The sequence below is a fragment of the Kitasatospora fiedleri genome (assembly GCF_948472415.1).
Classification (GTDB): domain Bacteria; phylum Actinomycetota; class Actinomycetes; order Streptomycetales; family Streptomycetaceae; genus Kitasatospora; species Kitasatospora fiedleri.
Map to the genome: position 1 here is coordinate 7,178,541 of NZ_OX419519.1, position 24,956 is coordinate 7,203,496.

A 24,956-nucleotide genomic window follows, 5' to 3' on the forward strand; every position below is an offset into this window, starting at 1 on the left:
CCGCGGGCGTGGTGCGCCGGCCGGGTTCAGGCGCCCGGCGCGCCGGTGGGGCTCAGGGGCGGGTCTTGGGGGCGTTCTCCGCGGTCCGGGCCGGGTCGAACTCGGCGACCGGGGCCAGGATCTCGTCCATCCGGGCGAGCAGCGCGGGCTCCAGCTTCACACCGGCGGCCTTGACGTTCTCGGTGACCTGCTCGGGGCGGGAGGCGCCGATGATCGCGGCCGAGACGTTCGGGTTCTGCAGCACCCAGGCGACGGCGAGCTGGGCGAGCGACAGCCCGGCCTCCGCGGCGAGCGGGTGCAGCAGCTGGACGCGCTCCAGGACCTCGGGCCGCAGCCAGCGGGAGACGAAGTTCGCGCCGCCCTTCTCGTCGGTGGCCCGGGAGCCCGCCGGCGGCTCCGCCCCGGGCTGGTACTTGCCGGTCAGCACGCCCTGCGCGATCGGCGACCAGACCACCTGGCCGATGCCCAACTCCTCGCAGGTGGGCACCACTTCACCCTCGATGACGCGCCACAGCGCGCTGTACTGCGGCTGGCTGGAGACCAGCGGGACGCGCAGCTCGCGGGCCAGCGCGTGACCGGCCCGGATCTGCTCGGCCGTCCACTCGGAGACGCCGATGTACAGCGCCTTGCCGGAGCGGACCACGTCGGCGAACGCCTCCATGGTCTCCTCCAGCGGGGTGGAGGGGTCGTAGCGGTGGGCCTGGTAGACGTCCACGTAGTCGGTCTGCAGGCGGCGCAGCGAGCCGTCGATCGACTCCAGGACGTGCTTGCGGCCCAGCCCCCGGTCGTTGCGGCCGGGGCCGGTCGGCCAGAACACCTTGGTGAGCACCTCCAGCCCCTCGCGGCGCTCGCCCTTGAGGGCCCGTCCGAGGACCGACTCGGCGCGGGTCTCGGCGTAGACGTCGGCGGTGTCGAAGGTGGTGATGCCCGCGTCGAGGGCGGCCCGGATGCAGGCGGCCGCGGTGTCCTCCTCGACCTGCGAACCGTGGGTGAGCCAGTTCCCGTACGCGATCTCGCTGATGATCAGGCCGCTGCGGCCCAGGTGACGGAATTCCATGATCTGTACCGTACGTCAGCGGCGGCGGCGTCGGCACCACCCCGGCCGGGGCGGCGGGGCCGGTGCGAGGGGGCGGCGGACGGGGGCGCCGGACAGGGGCGGCCACCAGGGGCGGAGGTCGCCGGGCCCGGGCCTTTGGGCCCTACCGGGCCGGGCGGGGCGGGCGCAGGCTCAAGACACGGAAGCGTGCGACCCGACGAGGATGCGGCGAGGAGTGATCCGCGATGACCGAGCCGATGGCGGGAACGGTGGACGGGGTGCCGGGCGGGCCGAGCCCGGCCGAACTGCGGGAACTGGTCGCCGCGGCCGGGGCCGCGCCGTCGCTGCACAACACGCAGCCGTGGCGGTTCCGGCCGACCGCGGACGGCCCCGGGGTGCTGGTGTTCGCCGACCCCGCGCGGGCGGTGCCGCTGGCCGACCCGGACGGGCGGGCGATGCTGCTGTCGGTCGGGGCGGCGCTGTTCAACCTGCGGGTGGCGGCCGCCCGACTCGGGCTGCCGGTCGAGGAGTTGGACCTGGTGCCGGGACCGGACGGGCCGGACGAGCCGGTGGCGGTGGTGCGCTTCGGCCCGCGCGGTGCGCCCCACGAGCCGGGCGAGTTGGCCGAGTTGGCCGGGGCGATCGGCCAACGGCACTCCAGCCGCGAGCCGTTCGGGAACCGGGACGTGCCCGAGGCGGTGATCGGCGAGCTGATCGAGGCCGCCGCCGACGAGGACGCCGTGCTGGACGTGCTGGAGGAGTCCGGCGCGCGCCGGGTGCTGGCGCTGACCGCGGAGGCCGAGGCCCGGATCGCCGCGGACGCCGCCCGCCGGGCGGAGACGGGTGGCTGGCTGCGCGCGGAGCCCGCGGGTCGTGCTCCCGCGAGCGGTGCCGCCGCCGGTCCCGCTGCCGGTCCCGCGGACGGCATCCCGGAGTGGGCGCTCGGGCCGCAGGACCACGAAGCCCGGGTCCCCGTACGGGACTTCGCCGGGCGCGGACCCGTGCACACGCGGCGCTTCGAGGCGCTGCCGCAGGTGGCGACCCTCGCCACCCGGGGCGACACGGCGGCGGACTGGCTGCGGGCCGGGCAGGCGCTGGAGCGGGTGTGGCTGGTGGCGACCACCCGGGGGCTGCGGGTCTCGGTGCTCCATCAGGCCGTCGAACTCCCGGACACCCGCTGGCGGTTGCGCGACCCGGACAGCGGCGTCGGCACCGTCCAGGTGGTGCTGCGGGTCGGCTACGGCCCGCCCGGTGCGGCCACCCCGCGCCGGAGCGTCGACGACCTGCTGCGCGACCCGGCCCGGGGTCGCTGACCGCCGACCGCCGGGGACTGTCAGTGGCCGGGGGCATCATCGGCCGGGAGGATTCCCCAGCGGACGGAGCGGCGGCATGGCGATCACCAACGAGCGGATGGCGGGGTACGAGTTCCTGGGCCCGATGCGCGGGGACGGGTACTACCCGGCGCACCTGGTGGCCAAGGGCGGCGACATCCTGCACGCGCTGTGCGAGCGGATCGAGGGCCGACCGCCGCGCGGGCTCGACGAGTTGTACGAGCTGACGCACGCCGCGACCGAGCAGTTCAACCTGCTGGCGGAGGAATTCCACGAGGTCGGCAGCGAGATCGAGACGGTCGCGCGCGAGGCGATCGCCGCGGACTTCGACCACCTCGCCCAGGCGTACGGCTTCCCGGAGGCCGACCTGGAGGAGCTGGTCGACCCCCGCGAGTGGTGAGGCGGCGGGCGGGCGCGGTTCAGCGGACGGCGGAGGCCAGCAGGGCGCGGTGCGGGAGCAGCAGGGCGTCCGGGGCCGCCGGGTCGGTCCGGTACTCCTCGGCGAGCCGCTCGTAGTGGCGGCGGGCCGCCTCCCGGACGGCGGGCGGCTGGGCGAGCAGGGTCAGCCCGATGGTGGCGACACCGGCCGCCGGGCCGCTCCACCACTCGTCCAGGGTGGTGGCGTGATCGAAGTCGACGGTGCTGCCGTGGGCCTCGCGCAGTCCGGCGCTGGTGAGCAGCCCGGCCAGGCCGTCCGGGGTGCGGTCGAAGTCGTCGGCCGGGTCGAGCGGCCCGAGGTGCGCCGGGCGGGCCGCGCCGGCCGCCTGCAGGGCGCGCGGGATCAGCGTCTGGCCCGGGGCGGGGCTGCCCGACCAGATGGTCAGGGCGAGCCGCCCGCCCGGGCGCAGCACCCGCCGCAGTTCGGCGAGCGCGAGCAGCGGCCGACCGACGTGGTTGAGCACGAAGTTGGCCACCACCGCGTGGAACTCGCCTTCCGGGAAGGGGAGTTCGGGGAGGGTGGCGAGTTCGCTCCGGGCCTGCGGGACGTCGCGGCGGACGAGTGCGAGCATGCTCGGTTCGGCGTCGACGGCGGTGACCAGGGCGCCACGGGCCACCGCCGCCGCGGCGACGGTGCCCGGCCCCGTTCCGACGTCCAGCACCCGGTCCCGGGCGGACACGCCCGCCGCGTCGAGGAGCCGTTCCACGGGGCGGGCGCAGAGCCGGCCGAACGAGGCGGCGTAGACGGCGCCGTGCCCGGCCCAGGCGGTGCGCTCGTTGGCGTCGAAAGCGGTGGTCGGCGGTGCGGTCCGCGGCATGGGTCCCCCTCGTTCCGGTGGTGGGCGGACGATCATAGTCGGACGGGTCCGGAGCCCGGCCCGCCGCGGGCGGCGGGGGAACGCCGAAGGGCGCGACCGGAGCGGTCGCGCCCTTCGGGCCGGGCGGGGCGGTCGACGGGGCGTCAGCCCGTCTTGACCTGGTCGGTGAGCTGGGGGAGGACGGTGAAGAGGTCTCCGATGACGCCGTAGTCGACGAGTTCGAAGATGGGGGCTTCGGGGTCCTTGTTGACGGCGACGATGGTCTTGCTGGTCTGCATGCCGGCGCGGTGCTGGATGGCGCCGGAGATGCCGGCGGCGACGTAGAGCTGGGGGGAGACCTGCTTGCCGGTCTGGCCGACCTGGCTGCTGTGGGGGTACCAGCCGGCGTCGACGGCGGCGCGGGAGGCGCCGACGGCGGCGCCGAGGGCGTCGGCGAGGTCCTCGACGACGGAGAAGCCGTCGGCGGCGCCGACGCCGCGGCCGCCGGAGACGACGATGGCGGCCTCGGTGAGTTCGGGGCGGCCGGTGGAGACGCGGGGGGTGCGGGAGGTGACGGTGGCGGCGTTGCCGCTCAGGGCGACGGTGACGTCCTGGACGGTGCCGGCGGCGGGGGCGGGTTCGGGGGCGGCGCTGTTGGGCTTGACGGTGATGACGGGGGCGCCGGTGGTGACGGTGGACTTGACCTGGAAGGAGGCGGCGAACACCGACTGGGTGGCGACGGGGCCGCTCTGGCCCTGCTCGATGTCGACGGCGTCGGTGATCAGGCCCGACCCGAGGCGCAGGGCGGTGCGGGCGGCGATCTCCTTGTTCTCGCCGGAGGAGGTGAGCAGGACGGCGGTGGCGCCGGTGTCCTTGGCGATCTGGGTCAGCGCGTCGACCTTGGGGACCACCAGCTGGGAGGTGAACTCCTCGGCGTCGGCGGTGTAGACGGTGGCGGCGCCGTACTCGGCGGCCTTGGCGGCGATGCCGGCCGCGGCGGGCCCGGCGCCCAGGACGACGGCGGCGGGGGTGCCCAGGCGGCGGGCGAGGGTCAGCAGTTCGAGGGCGGGCTTGCGCACGGCGCCGTCGACGTGGTCGACGAGGACCAGGATCTCGGTCATGGTCGGTTGCTCCTGGGGATGCGTGGAAGAACGGGTGTGACGGGCCGCCGGGTGCAGGTGTGCACGGCGGCGCTGTTCATCGGCGCGGGGGTGCGGCCGGGGCGGTCGCCGGGCGAGCGGCGCGGGCTCGGGGCGACCGCCGGGCGGGGCGCGGTGGCGCGGCCGGTCAGATGAACTTCTGCTCGGCGAGGTAGGCGGCGAGCTGCTTGCCGCCCTGGCCCTCGTCGGTCACGATGACGCCCTTGGTGCGGGCGGGGCGGGCGGTGACGTCCTCGACCCGGCTCCAGGCGCCGGCCAGGCCGACGGTGTCGGCGTCGATGCCCAGGTCGTCCAGGTCCAGCGACTGCACCGGCTTCTTCTTCGCGGCCATGATGCCCTTGAAGGAGGGGTAGCGGGCCTCGCCGGACTGGTCGGTGACCGAGACCACCGCGGGCAGCGCCGCCTCGACCTGCTCGGTGGCGCTGTCGCCGTCCCGGCGCCCGGTCACCCTGCCGCCGGCCACCGCGACCTCGGACAGCAGCGTGGCCTGCGGCACGCCCAGGCGCTCGGCCAGCAGCGCGGGCAGCACGCCCATCGTGCCGTCGGTGGAGGCCATGCCGCACACCACCAGGTCGTAGCCGGTCTTCTCCAGCGCCGCCGCCAAGATCGCCGAGGTGCCGAGCGCGTCCGTGCCGTGGATGTCGTCGTCGTTGACGTGCACGGCCTTGTCCGCGCCCATCGACAGCGCCTTGCGCAGCGCGTCCTTCGCGTCGTCCGGGCCCACCGTCAGCACCGTCACCTCGGCGCCCTCGTTGGCCGCCGCGATCCGCAGCGCCTGCTCGACGCCATACTCGTCCAGCTCCGACAGGAGGCCGTCCACGCCCTCCCGGTCGGTGGTGGCATCGTCCGCGAAGCGACGGTCACCGGTCGCGTCGGGCACGTACTTCACACAGACAACGATCCTCAAGCTCACGGCCACCTTGTCCTTTCACGCGGGAGGGAACTGAGTACCCCCACTAGACCACACTCCGTGCCATGTATCCACTCCCGTGGGGGTGTGAGGGGGGACTCAGTTCCCAGCGGGCGGCACCGGGCGACGGGCGGCGGCGGGAACGGGCGCGGGGCGGAGGTCGGCGGCCCAGCGCAGGGAGTACCAGGAGAGCGCGGCGAGCAGGGCGGCGCTGGGGAGTTCGGCGGCGTAGGCGAGGACCTCGGCGGTGCGGAACGCCTCGCCGCGGTGGGCGGACCAGAGGTCGAAGAAGGCGTCCGTGCCGAGCAGGACGGCGGTCGCGGAGGCGATCGGGCTGGTGGCGCGGTGGCGGCGGCGGACCAGGGCGGCGAGCAGCAGCAGGGCGGCGGCCTCCAGCAGGTCGAACCAGACCCAGGCGTTGGAGAGGTTGCGGGCCCCGAACCGGCCCCGGACGGTCAGGGCGAGTTCGACGATCCAGGGCAGCAGCAGGACGGCGGCGACCCGGAAGGCGGTCGACAGCAGGCGCAGCAGCGCGTCCTCGTGGTCGGCCAGGGCCTTGCGGAGAGCGGGCACGCCGCGATCATAGGTCTGGCGGTGCGTCAGGTTCGTCAGGCGGCCGGGCCAACCCGCCGGGCGGGTCCGCGGCGCGGGTGCCCCGGGCGCTCAGGGCATGTGCGGCGGGGCCGCCGGGTGCGGTCGGGCACGGCGGCGGCCCCGGGGCGGGGACGGGCGAGGGGCTCAGCCCTTGCGGCGCAGGCGGAGGGTGGAATCGCGGTGCGGGCGGGCGTCCGGGTCGGTGACGGGGTGCCCGGGGTGGTCGTGCCGGGCGTGCTCCTCGGCGAGCTCGACGGTCCACTCGCCGGGGGCCGGCTGGAGCGCGGCGAGCATCTCCTCGGGGGTCGGCAGGTGCAGGTCGGGGTGCGGGTTGTCGTGCCGGACGGGCGGTGCGGCGTGGCTGGTGATCAGCAGGGTGCCGCCGGGGGCGACGGCCGCGGCGGCCCGGCGCAGCACCCGGTCGCGCGGGAACTCGGCGGGGGAGTGCAGGAACTGCGCGGAGACCAGGTCGTACGCGCCGGACGGGAAGGCGTGCGCCAGGTCGACGCGCTGCCAGTCGATCCGGTCGGCGACGCCCGCGACGGCGGCCCGGGCGGCGGCCCGCTCCAGCGCGACCCGCGAGATGTCGACGGCGGTGACCCGCCAGCCCCGCTCGGCCAGCCAGATCGCGTCCCCGCCCTCGCCGCAGCCCAGGTCCAGCGCCCGACCGGGCTCCAGGCCGGTGGCCTGCACGGTCAGCGAGGCGTTCGGGCGCCCGCTCCAGACCTGCTCGCTCTCGCCGTACCGCTTCTCCCAGAACTCGACCGCGTCGACGGCGAGGCGGGTCTCCTCGGCGACCAGGTCGGCGTTGATCGCCGCGCCCGCCCGCAGCCCGTCCGCGGCGGCGATCGCGACCTGGGCGGCCGGGTCGGTCAGGTTGCCCGCCGCCCAGACGCCGGGGACGCCGGTGGCGCCCGTCGGGTCGGTGGTGGCCAGCCGGGTGGCGAACCGGACGCCCCCGAAGTCCAGGTCGGTGACCGCCAGACCCAGCTCGGCCAGGAACGGCGCGGTCACGGTCATCTCGGTGCCGACGGCCAGCGCCGCGCAGTCGATCACGGTGCCGTCGGCCAGCCGGACCCCGGTCAGCTCGGCGGAGCCGTCCTCGGGCAGCAGCGCGACGACCTCGCCGGGCACCACGCGCACCCCGCGGGCGGCCAGCTCGCGCCGCTGCCGCTCGTCGAACGGCTGCCCGTCGGAGGCTCGCTCGCCGGACGGCCGCTCCTCGGACGGCTGCTCGCCGGACGGCGCGGCGGTGTGCGCGAGCAGGGTGACGTCGCCGCTCCACTGCCGCCACAGCAGCGCCTGGTGGACGGCCACCGCCGGGTTGGTCGCCAGCACGGCGATCTTCCGGTCGCGGACCTCCCAGCCGTGGCAGTACGGGCAGTGCACCACCTGGCGCCCCCAGCGCTCGGCCAGGCCGGGCAGCTCGGGCAGCAGGTCGGTGGTGCCGGTGGTCAGCAGCAGGCGGCGGGCGTGCACGGCGGTGCCGTCCGACAGCTCGGCGCGGAAGCTGCCGTCCTCCTCGCGGGCCACGGAGAGCACCTCGGCGTCGTGGAACTCGCCTCCGTACGAGGCGACTTCGGCCCGGCCAAGGGCGGTCAGCTCGGCCGGCGGCAGGCCCTCGCGGCCGAGCAGGCCGTGGATGCCCTCGGCCGGGGCGTTGCGCGGACGCCCCGCGTCGACGACCAGGACGGAGCGGCGGGCCCGGGCCAGGGTGAGGGCGCCGCTGAGTCCGGCGGCGCCGCCTCCGACGATCAGCACGTCGTGGTGGCGGGCGGGGCGGGGGTGCGGGTGCGGGTGCGTCGTGGTCATGGCTCGATGGTGCGCCGCGTTCGCCGGATTGACAAACAATGTTGCTGAGGTGGCAAATGGAGGGGTGGAGAGGAGCACGGTGATGGGCGAGGACTTCGAGGCGGTGCTGACCGGCGTCGGCCCCCGGCTGCGGGTGATCCGGCAGCAGCACGGCACCACCCTGGCGCAACTGAGCGAGCAGACCGGCATCTCGGTCAGCACGCTGTCCCGGCTGGAGTCCGGCGGGCGGCGCCCGACCCTGGAACTGCTGCTGCCGCTGGCCCGCGCGCACGGCGTGGCCCTGGACGAACTGGTCGACGCGCCGCCCACCGGCGACCCCCGGGTGCGGCTGCGCCCGTTCGTCCGGCACGGCTGGACGTACCTGCCGCTGGCCCGCAGCCTCGGCGGCATGCAGGCGTACAAGATCGTCGTCCCGGTCGGCGACAGCCGGGAGAACTGCGAGCAGCGCACCCACGAGGGCCACGAGTGGCTGTACGTGCTCTCCGGGGAACTGCTGCTGAAACTGGGCGAGTACGAGGCGGTGCTGAAGGCGGGCGAGGCCGCGGAGTTCGACACCCGGACGCCGCACCTGTTCACCAACGCGGGGCGGGTGCCGGTGGAGTTCCTGAGCCTGTTCGGCCCGCAGGGGGAGCGGGTGCACGTGCGGGCCAGGACCGCCGAGCGGGCCGAGCGGGCCGGACGGGCGGCGGGCTGACGGCGCGGCGCGGCCCGGCCCGGTGCGACAGGACGGGACGACGTGCGGGGGGACGCCGCGCCCGAGGGGGTGGGCGCGGCGTCCGGACCTGCGGTGAGGCGGTGGTGCGGTGCGGCGGGGTCAGTTGACGAAGACCGTGCCGCCCAGGGTGGTGTCGGTGACCGGGCCGTAGGCGGCCGAGAAGTTGATGCTGGCGAAGCAGATGCTCGGGCCGGACAGCTTGGTGAACGGCTGGTTGGTCATGGTGATCTTCGGCGGGGTGTTGGTGGCGTTGCCGTTGAGCGCGCCGCCGGTCGAGGAGTAGGTGCACAGGGCGTTGCCGGCCAGGGTCTTGAGGTTGACGGCGGCCTGGATCGTCCCGGTCAGGCTGACCGGGAACCCGGCCGAGTCGGAGATGCTCAGGGTGTAGGGCAGGTTGCTCATGGTCAGGCTGTTCACGCCGGTGACGCCGGTGACGTTGGAGGTGCAGCCGGCGAAGGTCAGGGTGCCGACCGGGCCGGAGGCGGTGGCGGAGCCGGTGGCGAGCGGGTTGACGGCCACGCTGCCGCCGATGGTGGAGGTGGAGCACTTGACGCCGGTGGTGGTGCCCGGGTTGTACATGGTGGCGAAGGTGCCGCTGACCAGGTTCGCGGCCAGGGTGTCGCCGACCCCGACGGCCGTGCTGGTACCGGCGATGGTCAGCACCGGGGTGCTGCCCGCCGCGCCGGCCGGGACGGCGGGGAGGACGAGCAGGGCGCCGGCGGCGGTGAGGGCGGCGATGCCGGCGGAGAGGCGGTTGCGCATGAGGGTTCCTTCCGGTGGGTGGGGCGGAGCGGACGGAGCTGCCCCGGCGCGGTCGCCGGAGCGCGTGCGGGCCCCGCGCTGGGGACGGGACGGGCACGGGTTCGTGGGGGACGGGTGACGGAACCGTTCAACTCCGTTGGGGGCGGAGCAGGATGACGGACAGTCAGTGCATGGCACTGCCGCTCAGCGCGGCGGTGAGGTCGGCGATGTCGGTGTCCAGGACGAAGGACGCGTTGGTCTGCTGGAAGCTCACCGCGTCCTTGCCGGGTGCGGCGGGCAGGCCCATCGTCCAGTTGATGATCTGGTTCAGCGAGCCGAGCAGGCCGCAGCCGTTGGCGCCGGGCACCGCGAAGGTGTTGTCGACCAGCGAGGCGTTGTTCTCCGAAATGACCAGCGCGTTGTGCCCGTTGGGGTCCGGGGTGTAGTCGAGGGTGCCCGGGTCGCCGGTCATCGGCGGGGTGGAGGCGGTCGCGCCGGTGGTGGGCTTGAGCAGCATCGGTGCGGAGTCCGAGCCGATGTAGCAGTGCGCGCCGAACAGCGCGTTGTACAGGTGCAGTTTGATCGGCAGCTGGAACACCGGGTACGGCTCGCCGGTCGCCAGCGGCGTGAACTTGGTGACGGGGCCAGCGAGTTCCACCTGGGCGAAGACGCTGGTGATGCCCGGGAGGAAGTTCTGGATGCCCGGGATGTTGATCTGCACCATGGGCGCGCTGAGCAGCGGCGCGCCGGTGGGCGGCACCACGGTGTACTGGTTGGCGCTGCTGCCGTCCGGGAACGACACCTCCGGCGCGGACTTGTCCCAGTAGAAGCCGAACTGCAGCGTGATCGGCGAGTTGAACGGCACCACGGTGCTGCCGAGGGTGAATTTCCCGGCGTTGGTCACCGACACCAGGCAGCCGACCTGGAGGTTCTCCGGGTTGTGCATGGCGGGCGCGGAGAGCGGACAGTTGCCCATGCCGGTGTACGGCGCGCCGGGCGCGGCCGCGGTGGCGGCGGAGGCCGGGGTGACACCGGCCAGCAGCGCGGCACCGGCCAGGGCGGCGGCGGACGGCAGTAGGCGGCGGCGCCGGCGGCGGGACGCGCCGGGGGCGGCTGTTGCCGTGGCGGTGGCTGTGGGGGCGGAGGCGGCGGGGGTGGGCGAGCTGGCGCGCATGGCGGGGACTCCTGACGGCAGGGGGCAGGGCGTGGCGAGGCAAGGCGTGCCGGGGTGGGGCGTGCCGGGGTGAGGGGTGCCGGGTGGGGCGTGGCGGGGTGTGCCGGGCGTGCCGGAGCGTGACGGGGCGGGGACGGGCTGGGCTGGGGATCACAGGGCGCTCGACGCCACGAGCGACCGGGCCGAGGGCGCACGACTGCCACCGTTGCGCCGGAGCGGTCCGCCGTACCGGGAGCGCGGCGCCTCCGTACGGGGAGTGCGCCGGGACCGGAGCGAGAACGACCCGGTGGGCACGGCTGTTACGCCGGGGTTACCGCCGGGTACCCGCCAAGTTCTAGGCGTCCTGCCGGGTCAACGTCAAGCAGAAGGGCGGAAGTTGGAAGGAAGGTGAGCGGAGTTCGCTTGTCACTGGTCTCCAACTGCCCCACCAATAACATGAGTTGACTGTAGTTCGGGAAATCCCGGACGGTGCGCGAAGTATTGACCCGCCATGTACCCCGGGGTAACTTCCAGTCAGCCCGCCGGTTATGAGAAAGATCGTCAACTTCACTGCCACGCACCACAGTTGGCGCATCGCACCCACCCACGCCAGGCCCTCACCGCCGCCGGGCTGCGCATCCCCCACCCGACCCTCAGGAGCCCTCCATGGCACCCTCCGCAGAACAATCCGCCGCCACCTCGACCGGGCGCGGCCGGGTCCGACTGCGCCGCGCCGCACTGATGGCGGTACCGGCCTGCGTCACCGCCGGCCTCCTGGTGACCCTGACCGCGCAGAACGTCCTGGCCACCCAGTTCGCCATCTCCGGCATGGCTTTCGAGGTCACCGCCGACAAGCTGGACGGCACCGGGTTCGAGCAGTTCGGCACCCTCGACAACATGATCGAGAACAGCCCCAACGCCGGCGACACCGGCGGCCAGCTGTTCCTGATCCAGACCGTGGTGAAGCAGGCGTCCCTGACCAAGCTCTGCCAGAGCGTCAACCTGGGCGGCATCAACCTGCTGATCACGGCCGGCGACAAGGGCACCCCGTCACCGCCGAGAACCTCACCACCGACTCCGACCTGATGAGCGGTGACGCCGAGTTCAAGAACCTCGAAGTCGGCCGTGACGCCAGCACCTTCGACAAGGGCGGCGTGGCCGGTCCGCCCGGAATGTTCGGCCAGCAGGGCGACACCGTGGCCGTCGACCACTTCCGGCAGCAGAACTACGCCACCACCGCCGGCACCTTCCGTCTGCCCAACATGCACCTCAGCTTCAGCGGCGATGGCTGCTGAGCCCGGACCGGCACCGGACCGGGCGACCGACACCACGGCCGCCCGGCCCGCCGACACCGCCCCCGCCCCTGTTCCGGCCCCGGCCCATGCTTCCGCCGAAGCGGCCGCCACCCACGGCACGCCCCCACCGAGGCCGCCGCGGTGCCACCCGCCCCGCGCGGCTTCGCGGGCTGGCGCGGACGCCGCCCGTTCTGGGGCGGCCTGCTGATCGTGCTCGCCGGTGCCGAGATCCTGTTCACCGAGAAGGCCCCGATGCGCATGGTCATCCGCATCGGCATGCTCGGTCTGGCCGGTTACGTCATCCCCACCCTCATGGTGCTCTGCGGACTGCTCCTCATCTTCCACCCCGTCCAACGGGTCTTCTACTCCGTGCTTGCCGTCCTCGCCACCCTCGGCAGTTGGATCACCTCCAACCTCGGCGGCTTCTTCATCGGCCTGCTGCTCGGCCTGATCGGCAGCAGCCTCGCCTTCGGTTGGCTCCCCGACCAGCCCCGGCGCCGCCGGGCGCTGCGCCGGGAAGCGAAACGCGAAGCCACCCCGGCCTGACCGGGGAGGCGCCCGGCGGAGGAGCGTGGCCACCGTCGGGCGCCCCGGCCGCGGCCCCCGCACACCGAGCGGGCGGGGGCCGCGGCCGGGCCTTTCCCGCGCACCGCCCGTGCCGGGCGCGCCGGGCGCGCCGGGCGCGCCGGGTGTCCGGGACGAGTGCCGGGCGTCCGGGACGCGCGTCGGGCGTCAGGGGGGCGTGCCGGGTGTCCGGGTACGTGCCGACGACAGCCCGCGGCTTGGTACCTTGGGCGACTGACGGCCGGTGAACAGGCGGAACAACGCGGCGGACGGGACGGGTGCGGTGCGGGTACTGCGGTGCGGCAGCGACGCCGTCCTGGTCGAGGCCGAGGACGCCGAACAGGTCCAGCGGCTGCACGCCGCCCTGCGCGACGCCCCGCCCACCGGCGTCGGCGAACTCGTCCCCGCCGCTCGCACCGTCCTGGTCCGCTACGACCCGGCCGCGACCGACTGGCAGCGCCTGCGCGCCGCCGTCACCGCGCTGCCGCTGCGCGACGCGCCACCGGCCGGGGCCGCCGGGGCCGTGCTGATCCCCGTCCGCTACGACGGCCCCGACCTGGCCGAAGTCGCCCGGCTGGCCGGCCTGACGGAGGAGCAGGTCGTCGAGCGCCACACCGCCGGGCAGTACCGCGTCGCGTTCTGCGGCTTCGCCCCCGGCTTCGCGTACCTCACCGGCCTCGACCCGCGGCTGCGGGTGCCCCGTCGCGCCGAGCCCCGCACCCGCGTCCCCACCGGCGCGGTCGCCGTCGCCGACGAGTACACCGGCGTCTACCCCCGCACCTCGCCCGGCGGTTGGCAACTGCTCGGCACCACCGACCTCCCGCTCTGGGACACCGCCGCCGACCCGCCCACCCGGCTGCTCCCCGGCACCTCCGTGCGCTTCGTCGCGGTCGAGGGGACCGGGAACGAAGGGAACCGCCCGTGAACGGGGACGCCGGATCGGCGCAGGACGCCGACGGCGGCCGGGCCGGGCTGCTGCTGGTGGTGCGGGCCGGGTACGGGGCGACCGTGCAGGACCTGGGACGCCCCGGGCTGGCAGCGCTCGGGTGGGGCGGTCCGGAGCCGCCGACCGGGGCGCGCTGCGGCTCGCCAACCGGCTGGTCGGCAACCCCGAGGACGCGGCCGGGCTCGAAATGCCGCTGGGCGGCGTCGAGTTGGAGTTCGGCCGGACCGCCACCTGCGCCCTCGCCGGGGCCGACTGCCCGGCCTGGGCGGCCGACCGGCCGGTCGCCGGGAACACCCCGTTCACGGTGCCCGCCGGAGCCCGGCTGCGGCTAGGTACGCCCGGGCGCGGCCTGCGCGTCTACCTCGCCGTCCGCGGCGGGCTGGACGTCCCCGCCGTCCTCGGCTCCCGCTCCACCGACACCCTCGCGGGCCTCGGCCCCGCCCGCCTGACGGCCGGCCGGCTGCTGCCCGTCGGCACCGCCGCCACCGGCTGGCCCGCCGCCGAGCACGCCCCGCGCCGCGAACCGTCCGACCCCGTCCTGCTGCACGTGATCCCCGGGCCGCGCGACGACTGGTTCACCGCCGCCGCGCTGCGCACCCTGTACGGCGAGCCGTACACCGTGACCGGCGACAGCGACCGGGTCGGCATGCGCCTGGACGGCCCGCGCTGGAACGGGCCCGGGGCGGTGAACTGCCCTCCGAGGGCATGGTGGCCGGCGCGCTGCAGGTGCCGCCGTCCGGGCGGCCCATCCTGTTCCTCGCCGACCACCCCGTCACCGGCGGGTACCCGGTCATCGCGGTGGTCCGCCGCGCCGACCTCGACGCGGCCGGGCAGGCCCGCCCCGGCGACACGCTGCGCTTCCGCCCGGCCTGAGCCCTCGGGCCCCGAGGCCGAGCTCCGGGTTCTGCGCCTTGTGCTCTGCGCCCTGGGCCCTATGCCCTGGGCTTCGCGGGGAGTGGGCCGGGCGGGTCAGCCGAGGGTGACCACCTTCGCCCAGTGCGGCGGGGCGTCCGGGGTGTAGTCGGGGTCGTCCTCGTCGTCGGTGGTGCGGCGGGGGCGGGCGCGGGGGAACAGGCCGACGACGGTGCGGCAGGGCGGCGGGGTGCTGGGCCAGGGGGTCTGGCCGTCGGTCAGGGCGACCACGACGTCGGGGGCGGGGCGCCGGCCCAGCGCGGTGGTGAACCCGCTGCGCAGGTCGGTGCCGCCGCCGCCGATCAGGGTCCAGCCGCTGTCGGCGGCGGCCTGCCGGGCGACCCGGGCGGCGGCGTCGCAGGAGATCACCGAGACCAGGTCGCGCCGTCCGCCCAGCGCCCGCAGGATCGCCGCGGTCTCCAGCAGCGCGGAGCCCAACTCGCTGTCGCTGACCGAGCCGGAGGTGTCGACGACCACCGCGACCCGGGGCGGGCGGCGGCGCAGCGAGGGCAGCACCACCTTGGGCAGGCCGGTCGAACGGCGGGCCGGGCGGCCGTAGCTGTAGTCCTCGCCGGCGCCCGCCGAAGCCATCGTGGAGCGGATCGCCGCGCCGAGCAACTGCCGCCACGGCTGCGGCGGGTGGAACACCTCCTCGGCCCAGCGCCGCCAGCCCGCCGGGGCCTCGCCGGGGTGGGCCGTGATGCCCTGGGCGACCCGGAAGCGGACCAGGTCGCGCTCCTGCTCGCTCAGGCCGTGCGCGCCGTCCGGGCCGAGATCCCACTCCCGTTCCCGCCCGTCCGCGCCGCTGCCGCACTCCAGCCACACCAGGTGCTGGTACTGGGTGCTGACGGAGAACTGCCGCGCGTAGTCCTCCATCAGCCGGCCCTCGGGCAGGCGGAGGTCGTCCGGGTAGACCGCGCCGGGAATCCGGACCAGGCCGTCGCCGAACGCGTCGTCGTTGATCTCGCAGTCCGCGGCCAGGTTGACCTGCAACCGGGCGGCGGGCCCCTCGCGGTCGATCGCGCGCAGCAGCCGGTCGCCGCGCCGGGCGTGGTCGCGCAGCAGGTGCGAGACCTCGTGCACCCAGACCGAGGCCAGTTCCTCCTCCGGGGTGCGCTCGACGAAGCGCGGCGAGACGTAGCACCGCCAGTGCCGGTCCACCGCCATGGTCGGCACCCGGGTCGACTCCACCACGTGCAGGGCGAACAGCGCCGTCGCCAGGTACGGGCGGGCCCGGACGGCGTGCAGCCGGGCCGCGAACAGCTTCTCGGTGTCCAGCCGCAGGGGCGCGCTCCCCGGTGCGCTCCGCGACGTGTTTCGCGACGTGTTTCGCGGCGTGCTCCGTGGCGTGTTCCGCGCTGTGCCCATCGGCGTGTCCTTCGGCGCGCTCATCGGCGGCCCGTGCCGGCGGAGGCCCGGGCGACCGAGCGGTCGGCCCGGCGGGAGACCTGGAGCGCGCCCGCGAAGCGGTCGATCAACTCCGGTACCTCCCAGGCGTCCTGGCGCAGCGCGGCGAGCGTGGTCACCGGCACCACCAGCACGTCCGGCGGGCTGCTCTCCAACGCCCGGGCCATCAACACCCAGGCGGCGTCCCAGCGTTCACGGGTCGGTCGGGAGCGGACGGCGGCCACCACGCCGTCCAGGGCGGCCTGCCGCAGGTCGCCGCGCCGGGGCAGCACGGCGGAGTCCGGGTCGGCGAGCAGGTCCTCGGGCGCGGGCAGGTCCATCCGGTCGACGCCGGCCAGGAGTTCGAGTCCGGGCCCGTCGCCGACGGTGCCGCGCACCAGCAGTGACAGCACCTCGCGGGAGGAACCGGCCGCCGAGCCGAACGCCAGCAGCCGCATGGTCATCTCCCAGCTGCGAGGCGACGGCCAGGCCCGGCCGCGCCTGGTCTCGGCGCTGGGCAGCCGGTGGGTCAGCTCGGGCCGGACGGTGAGCAGCCCGCACACCGCGCGCCGGGCGAACTCGACGGCGGCGGACAGCCGTTCGGGATCGAGCCGGGGCAGCTCGGCGCGCGGCCACACGCCGCCGAGGCCGCGCACCACCACCTCGGCGTCGTGCACCCAGTCCAGGTGGACGAAGCGGTTGGCCAGCGGGGCGCTCAGCTCCCAGCCGTCGGCGGCCGAGGCGCGCGGGTTGGCCGCCGCCACGATCCGCACCCCCGGCGGGAGTTGCAGCGCGCCGATGCGGCGCTCCAGGACCAGGCGCAGCAGCGCGGCCTGCACGGCCGGCGGGGCGGTCGACAACTCGTCGAGGAACAGCAGTCCGCGGCCCTGCCGGACCAGCCGCACCGCCCAGTCCGGCGGCGCCAGCGGCACGCCCTGCGCGGCGGGGTCGTCGCCGATCACCGGCAGCCCGGAGAAGTCGGACGGCTCGTGGACGCTGGCGATCACCGTGGTGAGCGGCAGGTCGAGTTCGGTGGCGAGTTGGGTCAGCGCGGCGGTCTTGCCGATGCCCGGCTCCCCCCACAGCAGCACTGGCAGGTCGGCGGCGACGGCGAGGGTCAGCGCCTCGACCTGGAGGTTCTGGCGGGGCTCGGTGACGGACTCCTTCAGGAGGCCCAGCAGCCGGTCGGCGAGGGCGAGTTGGGGCGAAGTGGCAGCAGTGGAAGAAGGCATGGGTGATTCACCTGGGGGTCGAGGGACGGGAGAAGGGGAGCCCGGGGCGCGGAGCGGTGGCCGCGGCGTGCCCGCCGGGCGTGCAGTGCCGGAGCGGACGGTCCTACCAGGGCCGCAGCGGCGGCTTCGGCGGGACGCGGGGATGCCGCCGGTGCGGGCGGCCGTGCGGGCGCGGGGCGACGGGTACGGGGACGGGGACGGCCCCGAAGCGGCCGTGCCCGCGTTCGAACCCGGCCGCGTACAGGCTGCCCGCCAGCCGCCGGTGGACGTCGCCGTCCAGCGTCTCGGCGAGCGGGCCCTCGCGCAGGACGGCCTCCGCGCCCAGCAGTCGGCGCACGGCGGTGAGTGCCCCGGCGCGGTCGCCGTGCAGCAGCCGCTGCCGGATGCCGTCCAGGTCCTCCGGCTGCCGGTGCGCGCGGTCGATCGCCCGCAGGCAGGGCAGCGGCGGCCCGCCGAACGCCACCAGTGCCTCTTCGCGCCGCAGTTGCTCCGGGGCGTGGTCGAGCGGTACGAGCACCCCGTCGACCACCGCGATCCGGTGCGGCACGCCCCGGCACTCCACCGTCAACGTCCCGCCCTCGCCCACCGGTTCGGGCCGGTCGGGCCGGCGGCCGGGGGCGAGCGCGGCGGCCACCAGCGGGTGCAGCGCGTCCGGCCCGATCAGCCCCGCGCGGAGCAGCAGCAGGTCGGGCGGCGTCCAGGTGGCGGCGTCCGGCAGCACGGGGTGGCCGCGCGGGACGCGGAGCACCTCCGCGGGCGCGTCCGGTGGCGTGGGTGCGCCGAGCAGCAGGTGCCGCCGGTGGCCGAGCCGTACCGCCACGGGTGCGCCGTCGGGCAGTCCGTCCGCCGCGCGCACCAGTCTGGCCTCGAACTCCCAGGCCGGGTAGGCGAACTGGTGTTCCGTCAGCGCTGCGGTGCGAGCGGCGAGTTCGGGGGCGCGGTGGGCGTCCCAGAGGTGCCGGTGCAGGTCGAGGCGGAAGCGCGGGTCGGGGCGCGGTCGGGCCCGTGCGGCCGGGCGGGCGTCGGCGTCCCACAGCGCCAGGGTGACGCGTTGGGCCGCCGCCGCGTGGCCGGGTGCCGTCCGGGCCACCAGGTGCAGCGGCGCCGCGTCCCCGTCGCGCGGATAGCGGGCCAGGGTCAGCGTCAGCCCGGGCCGCAGCAGCCCGTCCGGGGCGACCCGCGGCAGGTGCCAGCGCAGCAGGTCGGGGGCCAGGTGCCGCAGATCGGCCCGGAGCCGTCCGGCCAGCTCGGACCCGTACGCCCGGGAGACGGCGCGCAGCTCGAAGCCCGGATCGCATCCGGCCGCCGCGCAGGCTCCGCCCCAATCGCCCAGCGCACGGCGGGCGGTGGCGGTCTCGATCATGGCCGGGGGAACGGCGAAACGCCGGACGCGCGACCAGAAGCTGTGGCGAGTGTCCTCGTCCAGGAGGGAAGTGTCGTGCATCAGCACTCACTTCGGAAGGACGGGACCTCCAATCCATGAGTAGTCATCGCCGCCGATGGTAGCCGCGATCCGGCGGTCTGTCAGCCCCGTTCTCCGCCCGTCCCACTCGCCGCACCCGCTTCCTCCCCGACCGTCCCGCCCGCGCACCACCCCGACGTAGGGTGGCGGCGAGGGGCCGGAGAGCGGCCCGGGCGGACCGGGAACGGCGGTGCGGGATGACGGACGGGCGGGTCGCGGACGGACGGGTGACAGCCGGGCGGATCGCCCCGGGCGGCGGATGGCGACGGCCGGTGGAGGCGCTGCGGCACAGGCTGCTGCGCGAGATCAACTCCACGGTGCACGGCGCCGACCTGCACCTGGAGCGCTACGACCGGCCGCCCGGCGACCCCGGGCTGTTCGGGCCCGACAGCGTGGTGTGGCGGGTGCACGGGCACCCGGCCGGGATGCTGGTCGGCGGGTTCGCCGCCCTGATGCTCCAGTCGCTGCACCCCGTGGCGATGCGCGCCGTCGCCGAACACTCCGACTACCGCACCGATCCGGTCGGACGGCTGAACCGCACCGCCCGCTTCGTCTCCACCACCACGCTCGGCTCCTCCGCCGCCGCCGAAGCCGCGATCGCGGCCGTCCGCCGCGTCCACGGCTACGTCCGCGGCCGCGACGCCGAGGGCCGCCCGTACCGGGCCGACGACCCCGACCTGCTGTGCTGGGTGCACACCGCCGAGACCTCCTGCTTCCTGGCCGGGTACCAGGTCTTCGCCGGGGGAGCGAAGTTGAGCGGGCCGGAGTGCGACGACTACCTCGCCGAGGTCGCGCAGATCGGCCAACTCCTGGGCGCGGACGGCGTACCCGTCTCACGCGCCGGACTCGCCCGCTACCTGGCCGAGGTGCGCGGCGCGCTGCGGGCCACCCCGGAGGCGCTGGAGGCCGTCGCCCTGCTGCGCGCCTTCGGCCGGACCCGGCGCGAACGCCTGGCCGTCCGGGTCCTCACCAACGCGGCCGTCGGCCTGCTGCCCGCCCGGGCCCGCCGCGCGCTCGGCATCCACCGCCCCTGGGCCGTGCGCCGGCTCTGGGACCGCCCGTCGGCCCGACTGCTCGGCGCGGTCATGGTCTGGGCCTGCGGGCTGTCCCCGATCCGCGCCGCCGCCACGGCCCGGGCCACCGGGACCCCCGTCGTCCGGACGGACGCGGCCCGCGGCTGACGGCGGTTGCCGGGGCACACGGAAGACGCGGGGAGGACGGAAGAACGCGGGGGAGGACGGAAGAACGCGGAGAAGCGGCCGCCGCACCGGGGCTGGGGTTCCGGTGCGGCGGCCGCTTCGGCGTCGTCAGTGGTCGGCGGCGACGGTCGGTGCGGGGCGTGAGGCGGTCAGCACTGGGGCCGACGGCCGTGGTTCGCTCCGCGCCTCGCGCGGGCCTTCTTCTTGCGGCGGCGCTTCGACGACATGGCCTCTCCTCTCACGACGGTGCACGACGTCTCCCATCCACCGTGCCCCGTCCCCGCCGAACCCGCCAGCCGACACCGGCCCGGCCCGGTCCCGCACCCCGTGGCGCGCCCGACACACCGGTGCCCGCCGGGCCGGGCATCGGCGCGCCCCGAGGGCCAGGATGGAGGAACGGGGGGCCGAGACGAACCCGCGGGAGAGAGCATGACGCAGCAGCACACCCACCACGGGAGCCACGAGGGCGCGCCGGCCGACGAGTGGCCGCCCACCGAGACTCCGGAGGCCCGGATGACCGCCGAGGGCGCGCCGCCGCCGGACGAGGCCGAGAAGACTCCCGAGGACGGTCCCGAGTTCGCCGTCCCGGTCTCCACGCCGCCCGAGCCCGAAGAGGGCTGACCCCGGCCCGGCCAGGGGCGAGCCGGGGGCGGAGCCGCACGGCCGGGCGGGGCGGCGGTCGGGGAGCGGTGGTCCGGGTGCTTCCGGTCCGGGTGCTTCCGGCCCGGGGGCTTCGGTCGGCGGATCGCGGTTAGACGGACAGGACATCCGTTCATCCGTCCATCTGTCCAACCGTTGATCCGACCGTCCGACGGAAGGAGCATCCGATGACCGTGATCTCGCGCCTGCCCGGTGCCCTCGAGGAGGAGTGGGACTGGCAGTTCGCCGGGGCCTGCCGCGGCGCCGACTCCCAGCTGTTCTTCCACCCCGCCGGGGAACGCGGCCAGGCCCACGACGACCGCGACCGCGCGGCCAAGGCCGTCTGCGCCCGCTGCCCCGTCCGCGAACGCTGCCTGCTGCACGCGCTGGCCGCCCGCGAACGCTACGGCGTGTGGGGCGGCTGCACCGAGGAGGAACGGCGCGGCATGCTGCGCCGCAGGCGGCGCAACCGCGCCTACGCCGGCTGAGCGCCCGAACGTCGGAGCGCCCGCCCCCCGAGAATGTCCCGGGGTGCGGGCGCTCCGACGTCCGGGCGCTCGGACACAGCGACCACAGAGACGCACAGGCGCGGAGACACACAGACGCGGAACGGAGGCGGTCCCCGGAACGAACGGGGACCGCCTCCGTTCCGCGCGGCGTCACGACTGGACGCGTGCGCTGCACGAGGTGCGGGTGGTGCGGACCCGGGCGGGTGGGCCCGGGGTGGGGCTACGCGAGCAGCCGGGTGGCGTCGATCTCCGCCCAGATGGACTTGCCCTGGGAGTGCCGGTCCGCGCCCCAGCGGTCGGCGGTGCGCTCCACGATGTACAGCCCGTGTCCGCCGGGCAGACCGGGACGGTGCGGGGTGCGCAGCTCGGGTAGGACCTCGGACGCGTCGCTGACCTCGATCCGCAGCCGGTCGGGCGTCGCGTGGAGGACCAGCTCCAGCGGGCCGCCGGCATGCAGCATCGCGTTGCCGACCAGTTCGGCGACCAGCAGGACGACGTCCTCGGCGAGGTCCGGGTCGGGCGGCGTGGACCACGACCAGTCGCCCAGTGCCTCGGCAGTGAACCCCCGGGCCCGGGCCACCGGGCGCGGAACGCCCGCCAGTCGCAGGCGTCGGCGCTGCCCGCCGGGGGGCAGCGCCGCCCCCGCGTCCGGACGGTCGCCGTCCAGGGTGCCCCGGCTCGGTGTCACGTGCGGGTTCCCTTCGTTCTCGACGGCGCTCTCACAGCTTGCTCTCACGGGTCGGTTTCCCGGCCGCGTCCGGATTATGCCCGGTGCGGCCGACGGTACGGATACAGCAGGTGGCCGGCGGCCCGGGAGGGGCCGGTCAGCTGTCTGCCGCGAGGGCGGCGTCCACGCTTTCATGGATAGTGAACACCGCCTTCGCGCCGGTTAGTTCGAGCAGGTGTCGGACCGATCCGGAGAGTGCCGCCAGGTGGAAGGACAGCCCCCTGTCGGCGGCCGCCATCCGGGTCTGGAGCAGCAGGTTCAATCCGGACGAGTCACAGAAATCGACCCGCCCCAGGTCGACGACCAGCGCCGGGGGGCGCTCGGCGACCAATAGGTCGAGCGCCTCCCGAGCGGGGGTCAGGGTTTCGATGTCCAGGTCGCCGGAGAGCACGCACACGGCTGCTCTGGAGGGCGTACGCCACACATCGACCGCCAGGGGGGCCACGGGCATGTTCTCGGCTGGCATCCTCGTCCTGTTCCCTCTCGACCGATCTGCCTCGACCTTACGCACTGTCGGGCGTGTCGGTCGAGACGGGGTGCCCGGTGTGGTCGGTGCGGACGGCGGGGGCCGCCGCAACAACGAGAGTTGACGTGCCTGTCAGTTGGTCGCGTCGAGGCCGGTGCGGAGCCGGGCCAGGGTGCGGGACAGCAGGCGGGACACGTGCATCTGGGACAGCCCGAGGCGGGCGCCGATCTGCGACTGGGTGAGGTCCTCGCTGAACCGCATGGCCAGGATCTGCCGGTCCCGCTCGGGGAGCTGGGCGATCAGCGGCTTCAGCGCGACGAGGTTCTCCACCAGCGCGAACCGGCCGTCCACCTGGCCGAGGCGCTCGGCGGGCTGCTGCCCGTCGCCCTCGCCCGGGGAGGTCAGGTCGAGCGATCCGGCGGTGTGCGCGTTCGCGGCGGCCAGACCCTCGATCACGTCTTCCTCGGAGATCGAGAGGTACTCGGCGAGGTCGGCGACGGTCGGCTCCCGGTCCAGGGTCTGGGCCAGCGCGTCCTGCGCCTTCGCCAGGTCCAGGCGCAGCTCCTGGAGGCGGCGCGGCACGTGCACGGACCAGGTGGTGTCCCGGAAGTGGCGGCGTATCTCACCGACGATGGTGGGGACCGCGTACGTGGTGAACTCGACGCCCAGCTCGGGGTCGAACCGGTCGATCGCCTTGATCAGGCCGACCGAGCCGACCTGCATCAGGTCGTCGTAGGGCTCCTTGCTGTGGCCGAAACGCCGGATCGCGAACCGGACCAGGGTCAGGTTCAATTCGATCAGGGTGTTCCGGACGTAGCTGAACTCCCGGGTGCCCTCCTCCAGGCGGGCCAGCCGGCGCAGCAGCACCCTGGTCAGCTCGCGGGCGTCGGCCGGGGTGGTGTTCGCCGGGTCGGCGAGCAGCGCCGGGTCGAGCCCGGGGAGGCGAACGGGAGTGGGCATCGAGGCCGGGGCGAACGATCCGGTGGGATCGTCCGACCTGGCGTGGTCGGAGGGGGCCTCTACAGGGGCAGTCAGGAGAAGCTCATCAGTGGGCACGGGGATGCCAGTCCTTTCCTCGTCTCCGGCCGGTCCGTCCCCGGGTACCCGGCCGATCGCCGACCATGCCTACCGCATGTGTGAAGGTTCGGTGAAGGATACGCCGGGTGGTGCCGGGGGGTGATTCCGGGGTGGCTTCAGAGCATTGCACACCGAAATGGCTACTGAACGCGCATAGGTGGCGACGGGTGGGGCAAGCGGCCCTCGGACGCGGACCGCACCCGGCGGCCGCACCCCGGCGGAGGAGGGAACATCCATGGGCCGGATCGAGGAATCCATCGAGATCGACGCGCCGATCGGCGACGTCTACCGCGAGTGGACCGACTACTCGCCGCTGCCGGAGTGCATGCGCGGCGGGGCCGGGCGCGGTGCCACCGCGACCGAGGTGCTGCCGCCCGACCGGATCGCCTGGAGCGGCGGCCCCGACCTGCCCGGACACTCCGGCGTGGTCACCTTCCACCGCGCCACCGACCAGGCCACCCGGCTGATGCTCCAGCTCGACACCGAGCCCCACGGGCTGTGGGACCACCTGGTCGAGGGCCTCGGCTTCACCGACCGCCGGGTCATAGACGAACTCGCCGCCTTCAAGGCGCACGTCGAAGGCCACCGGCAGCACATGGCGGCCTGAGCGCCCGGTGTCTGCCGGGCTGCCGGGCGCCTGCCGGGTGCCTGGCCGGCGCGTGCTGCCCTGCTGAGGGCGGGGTTCGCGCCGCAATGGGTAGTCGTGATCGCGATGGGCGCTCACGACTGTTAGAGCCTCTTACTGTTGGAACCTCTTGATGCCGTATTCGAACGTCGGCACTGCGAGAGGCCATTGTGCTTACAACAAGCACTAACGATTGTGACGGGCTGGTGTGTGTGCGATAGGCCCTCACGCCCGTGATGCCCACTTACGACTGTGAGAGGTATCGCACTCGTTCGCCCGTCCCCGCTCGACTGTCCGCCCGTCTGCGAGAAACGGAAGGGAGCACCGCCATGGGTCCTGTGACCGAGCAGATCACCCTGCACCTGCTCATCCCCGACGGCTCCACCGTCGCCCTCGACACCGACTGGCGCTACCGGCCCGACGACCCGTACGCGGTGCGTCTCGACTTCGGGGAGCGGGCCGCCGGGGCCAGCTGGGTGCTGTCCCGGGAGATGCTGCTGGCCTCGCTGTGCGGGCCGGTCGGGGAGGGCGACATCCGCTTCACGCCGATCGACGGCGGGCTGCTGCGCCTGGTGCTCGGTCGTGCGGGCGACTCGGTGGTGCTCACCGTCGACCGTGCCGAGCTGGCCGCGTTCCTCACCGCCACCACCGAGTCGGTGCCGCTGGGCAAGGAGTCCGAGCGGATCGACTGGGACGGCGGGCTGGCCGGGCTGCTGTCGGCCTGACGTGTCGGCCTGACGCCGAACCTGTCGTCGTGCTGTCGCCCGCCGGGGTCCGCGGTTCGCGGTTCAGCGGCGGGCGAGGCGTCGTTCGCCGCCCGCGCCGGTGACGTAGTCGAGGTGGTAGTGCGCGAAGACCTCGGGCTCCTGTTCGGCGGTGAGCACGTCGTCGGTGCCGATGGACGGCGCGTTCTTCACGTCGCCGCGGCCGAACGGCACCCGCAGGTAGTCGGGGCCGGCCACCGCGTCCGTGATCGGGACGAACACCAGCCGGTGCCGGCCCGGGAGGCCGACCGTCACGGTGGCGAAGGAGGGTGCGTCGGTGGCGGTGTCGACGTAGACGTTCTCCAGGCTGCCGATCTTCTTGCCGTCCTGGTCGACCACGTCGTGGTTGCGCCACTCCCGGATGTCGGCGATCTGGATCATTCACGGCCTCCGTGGGCTGGGCTCGGACCCCGATGGGCATCGGTCCGTTCCATGCTCGCCGACTGGGGCGGGCGCCGCCCGCCCG

Annotated in this window: 25 protein-coding genes and 2 pseudogenes; 12 read left to right on the top strand and 15 right to left on the bottom strand. The window is 75.0% G+C overall.

Annotated elements, in window-relative coordinates; translation table 11 throughout:
* Positions 1–52: 52 nt before the first annotated feature.
* Positions 53–1,057, bottom strand: coding sequence for an aldo/keto reductase family protein (locus QMQ26_RS32590; RefSeq protein ID WP_100839178.1), 1,005 nt, complete (start codon positions 1,055–1,057; stop codon positions 53–55).
* A 224-nt stretch (positions 1,058–1,281) separates the two neighbouring features.
* Between QMQ26_RS32590 and QMQ26_RS32595 the strand changes: the two genes are divergently transcribed.
* Both QMQ26_RS32595 and QMQ26_RS32600 read left to right on the top strand, forming a co-directional pair.
* Entirely contained in the window at positions 1,282–2,349 is a 1,068-nt protein-coding gene (locus tag QMQ26_RS32595; protein ID WP_282203767.1) for an Acg family FMN-binding oxidoreductase, read from the top strand.
* A gap of 76 nt (positions 2,350–2,425) precedes the next feature.
* On the top strand, positions 2,426–2,767 hold the full coding sequence (locus QMQ26_RS32600; protein WP_282203768.1) for a DUF5713 family protein: 342 nt from the start codon (positions 2,426–2,428) through the stop codon (positions 2,765–2,767).
* A 19-nt stretch (positions 2,768–2,786) separates the two neighbouring features.
* Here QMQ26_RS32600 and QMQ26_RS32605 read toward each other — a convergent pair whose 3' ends face one another.
* The 5 genes from QMQ26_RS32605 to QMQ26_RS32625 form a co-directional block, all read right to left on the bottom strand.
* On the bottom strand, positions 2,787–3,623 hold the full coding sequence (locus QMQ26_RS32605; RefSeq protein ID WP_282203769.1) for a class I SAM-dependent methyltransferase: 837 nt from the start codon (positions 3,621–3,623) through the stop codon (positions 2,787–2,789).
* A gap of 143 nt (positions 3,624–3,766) precedes the next feature.
* Complete coding sequence (locus QMQ26_RS32610) at positions 3,767–4,723, bottom strand: electron transfer flavoprotein subunit alpha/FixB family protein (RefSeq protein WP_282203770.1); 957 nt, start codon at positions 4,721–4,723, stop codon at positions 3,767–3,769.
* A 166-nt stretch (positions 4,724–4,889) separates the two neighbouring features.
* Positions 4,890–5,675 (bottom strand): electron transfer flavoprotein subunit beta/FixA family protein, encoded by a 786-nt coding sequence (locus QMQ26_RS32615; protein WP_404814009.1) that lies wholly within the window; start codon positions 5,673–5,675, stop codon positions 4,890–4,892.
* A gap of 96 nt (positions 5,676–5,771) precedes the next feature.
* On the bottom strand, positions 5,772–6,245 hold the full coding sequence (locus QMQ26_RS32620) for a hypothetical protein (protein ID WP_100839173.1): 474 nt from the start codon (positions 6,243–6,245) through the stop codon (positions 5,772–5,774).
* Between the two features lie 165 nt (positions 6,246–6,410).
* On the bottom strand, positions 6,411–8,078 hold the full coding sequence (locus tag QMQ26_RS32625; protein ID WP_282203772.1) for an FAD-dependent oxidoreductase: 1,668 nt from the start codon (positions 8,076–8,078) through the stop codon (positions 6,411–6,413).
* 82 nt (positions 8,079–8,160) lie between these two features.
* Between QMQ26_RS32625 and QMQ26_RS32630 the strand changes: the two genes are divergently transcribed.
* Positions 8,161–8,772, top strand: a complete 612-nt coding sequence (locus tag QMQ26_RS32630) for a helix-turn-helix domain-containing protein (RefSeq protein WP_282206659.1) — start codon at positions 8,161–8,163, stop codon at positions 8,770–8,772.
* 120 nt (positions 8,773–8,892) lie between these two features.
* Here QMQ26_RS32630 and QMQ26_RS32635 read toward each other — a convergent pair whose 3' ends face one another.
* Positions 8,893–9,555 (bottom strand): Tat pathway signal sequence domain protein, encoded by a 663-nt coding sequence (locus QMQ26_RS32635; protein ID WP_282203773.1) that lies wholly within the window; start codon positions 9,553–9,555, stop codon positions 8,893–8,895.
* Between the two features lie 163 nt (positions 9,556–9,718).
* Complete coding sequence (locus QMQ26_RS32640; protein WP_282203774.1) at positions 9,719–10,708, bottom strand: hypothetical protein; 990 nt, start codon at positions 10,706–10,708, stop codon at positions 9,719–9,721.
* A gap of 645 nt (positions 10,709–11,353) precedes the next feature.
* Here QMQ26_RS32640 and QMQ26_RS32645 point away from each other — a divergent pair.
* From QMQ26_RS32645 to QMQ26_RS32660, 4 genes and pseudogenes are all read left to right on the top strand, one after another.
* Positions 11,354–11,982, top strand: a pseudogene (locus QMQ26_RS32645) (DUF6230 family protein).
* Positions 11,983–12,123: 141 nt separating this feature from the next.
* Positions 12,124–12,528 carry a DUF6114 domain-containing protein gene (locus tag QMQ26_RS32650; protein ID WP_282203775.1) on the top strand — a complete coding sequence of 135 codons (405 nt, stop codon included), beginning with the start codon at positions 12,124–12,126 and terminating at the stop codon, positions 12,526–12,528.
* 262 nt (positions 12,529–12,790) lie between these two features.
* Entirely contained in the window at positions 12,791–13,471 is a 681-nt protein-coding gene (locus tag QMQ26_RS32655) for a 5-oxoprolinase subunit B family protein (RefSeq protein WP_404814010.1), read from the top strand.
* Between the two features lie 121 nt (positions 13,472–13,592).
* A pseudogene (locus tag QMQ26_RS32660) lies at positions 13,593–14,365 on the top strand (5-oxoprolinase subunit C family protein).
* A 96-nt stretch (positions 14,366–14,461) separates the two neighbouring features.
* On the opposite strand, the gene QMQ26_RS32665 reads toward QMQ26_RS32660, so the two are convergent.
* From QMQ26_RS32665 to QMQ26_RS32675, 3 genes are all read right to left on the bottom strand, one after another.
* On the bottom strand, positions 14,462–15,772 hold the full coding sequence (locus QMQ26_RS32665; protein WP_282203776.1) for a vWA domain-containing protein: 1,311 nt from the start codon (positions 15,770–15,772) through the stop codon (positions 14,462–14,464).
* A 20-nt stretch (positions 15,773–15,792) separates the two neighbouring features.
* Positions 15,793–17,022, bottom strand: a complete 1,230-nt coding sequence (locus QMQ26_RS32670) for an AAA family ATPase (protein WP_282203777.1) — start codon at positions 17,020–17,022, stop codon at positions 15,793–15,795.
* A gap of 103 nt (positions 17,023–17,125) precedes the next feature.
* Positions 17,126–18,466: a hypothetical protein gene (locus tag QMQ26_RS32675; protein WP_282203778.1), complete on the bottom strand. Its 1,341-nt coding sequence runs from the start codon at positions 18,464–18,466 to the stop codon at positions 17,126–17,128.
* 245 nt (positions 18,467–18,711) lie between these two features.
* Here QMQ26_RS32675 and QMQ26_RS32680 point away from each other — a divergent pair, with 245 nt between their 5' ends.
* The 3 genes from QMQ26_RS32680 to QMQ26_RS32690 all read left to right on the top strand — a co-directional run bounded on the left by QMQ26_RS32680 (position 18,712) and on the right by QMQ26_RS32690 (position 20,810).
* Positions 18,712–19,665, top strand: a complete 954-nt coding sequence (locus QMQ26_RS32680) for an oxygenase MpaB family protein (RefSeq protein WP_282203779.1) — start codon at positions 18,712–18,714, stop codon at positions 19,663–19,665.
* A 447-nt stretch (positions 19,666–20,112) separates the two neighbouring features.
* Positions 20,113–20,304, top strand: a complete 192-nt coding sequence (locus QMQ26_RS32685) for a hypothetical protein (RefSeq protein ID WP_100839163.1) — start codon at positions 20,113–20,115, stop codon at positions 20,302–20,304.
* A 206-nt stretch (positions 20,305–20,510) separates the two neighbouring features.
* Positions 20,511–20,810, top strand: a complete 300-nt coding sequence (locus tag QMQ26_RS32690; RefSeq protein WP_100839162.1) for a WhiB family transcriptional regulator — start codon at positions 20,511–20,513, stop codon at positions 20,808–20,810.
* A gap of 241 nt (positions 20,811–21,051) precedes the next feature.
* Here QMQ26_RS32690 and QMQ26_RS32695 read toward each other — a convergent pair whose 3' ends face one another.
* The 3 genes from QMQ26_RS32695 to QMQ26_RS32705 form a co-directional block, all read right to left on the bottom strand.
* Positions 21,052–21,519 (bottom strand): ATP-binding protein, encoded by a 468-nt coding sequence (locus QMQ26_RS32695; RefSeq protein ID WP_282203780.1) that lies wholly within the window; start codon positions 21,517–21,519, stop codon positions 21,052–21,054.
* A gap of 136 nt (positions 21,520–21,655) precedes the next feature.
* Entirely contained in the window at positions 21,656–22,024 is a 369-nt protein-coding gene (locus QMQ26_RS32700; protein ID WP_100839160.1) for an STAS domain-containing protein, read from the bottom strand.
* A gap of 132 nt (positions 22,025–22,156) precedes the next feature.
* On the bottom strand, positions 22,157–22,984 hold the full coding sequence (locus tag QMQ26_RS32705) for an RNA polymerase sigma factor SigF (protein WP_199527952.1): 828 nt from the start codon (positions 22,982–22,984) through the stop codon (positions 22,157–22,159).
* 352 nt (positions 22,985–23,336) lie between these two features.
* On the opposite strand from QMQ26_RS32705, the gene QMQ26_RS32710 reads away from it, so the two are divergent.
* On the top strand, positions 23,337–23,708 hold the full coding sequence (locus QMQ26_RS32710; protein WP_282203781.1) for an SRPBCC family protein: 372 nt from the start codon (positions 23,337–23,339) through the stop codon (positions 23,706–23,708).
* A 347-nt stretch (positions 23,709–24,055) separates the two neighbouring features.
* Positions 24,056–24,451: an SsgA family sporulation/cell division regulator gene (locus tag QMQ26_RS32715; RefSeq protein ID WP_159073251.1), complete on the top strand. Its 396-nt coding sequence runs from the start codon at positions 24,056–24,058 to the stop codon at positions 24,449–24,451.
* A 63-nt stretch (positions 24,452–24,514) separates the two neighbouring features.
* On the opposite strand, the gene QMQ26_RS32720 is transcribed toward QMQ26_RS32715, so the two are convergent.
* A complete protein-coding gene (locus QMQ26_RS32720; protein ID WP_100839156.1) occupies positions 24,515–24,871 on the bottom strand; it encodes a PRC-barrel domain-containing protein in 357 nt (118 codons plus the stop codon).
* Positions 24,872–24,956: the final 85 nt, after the last annotated feature.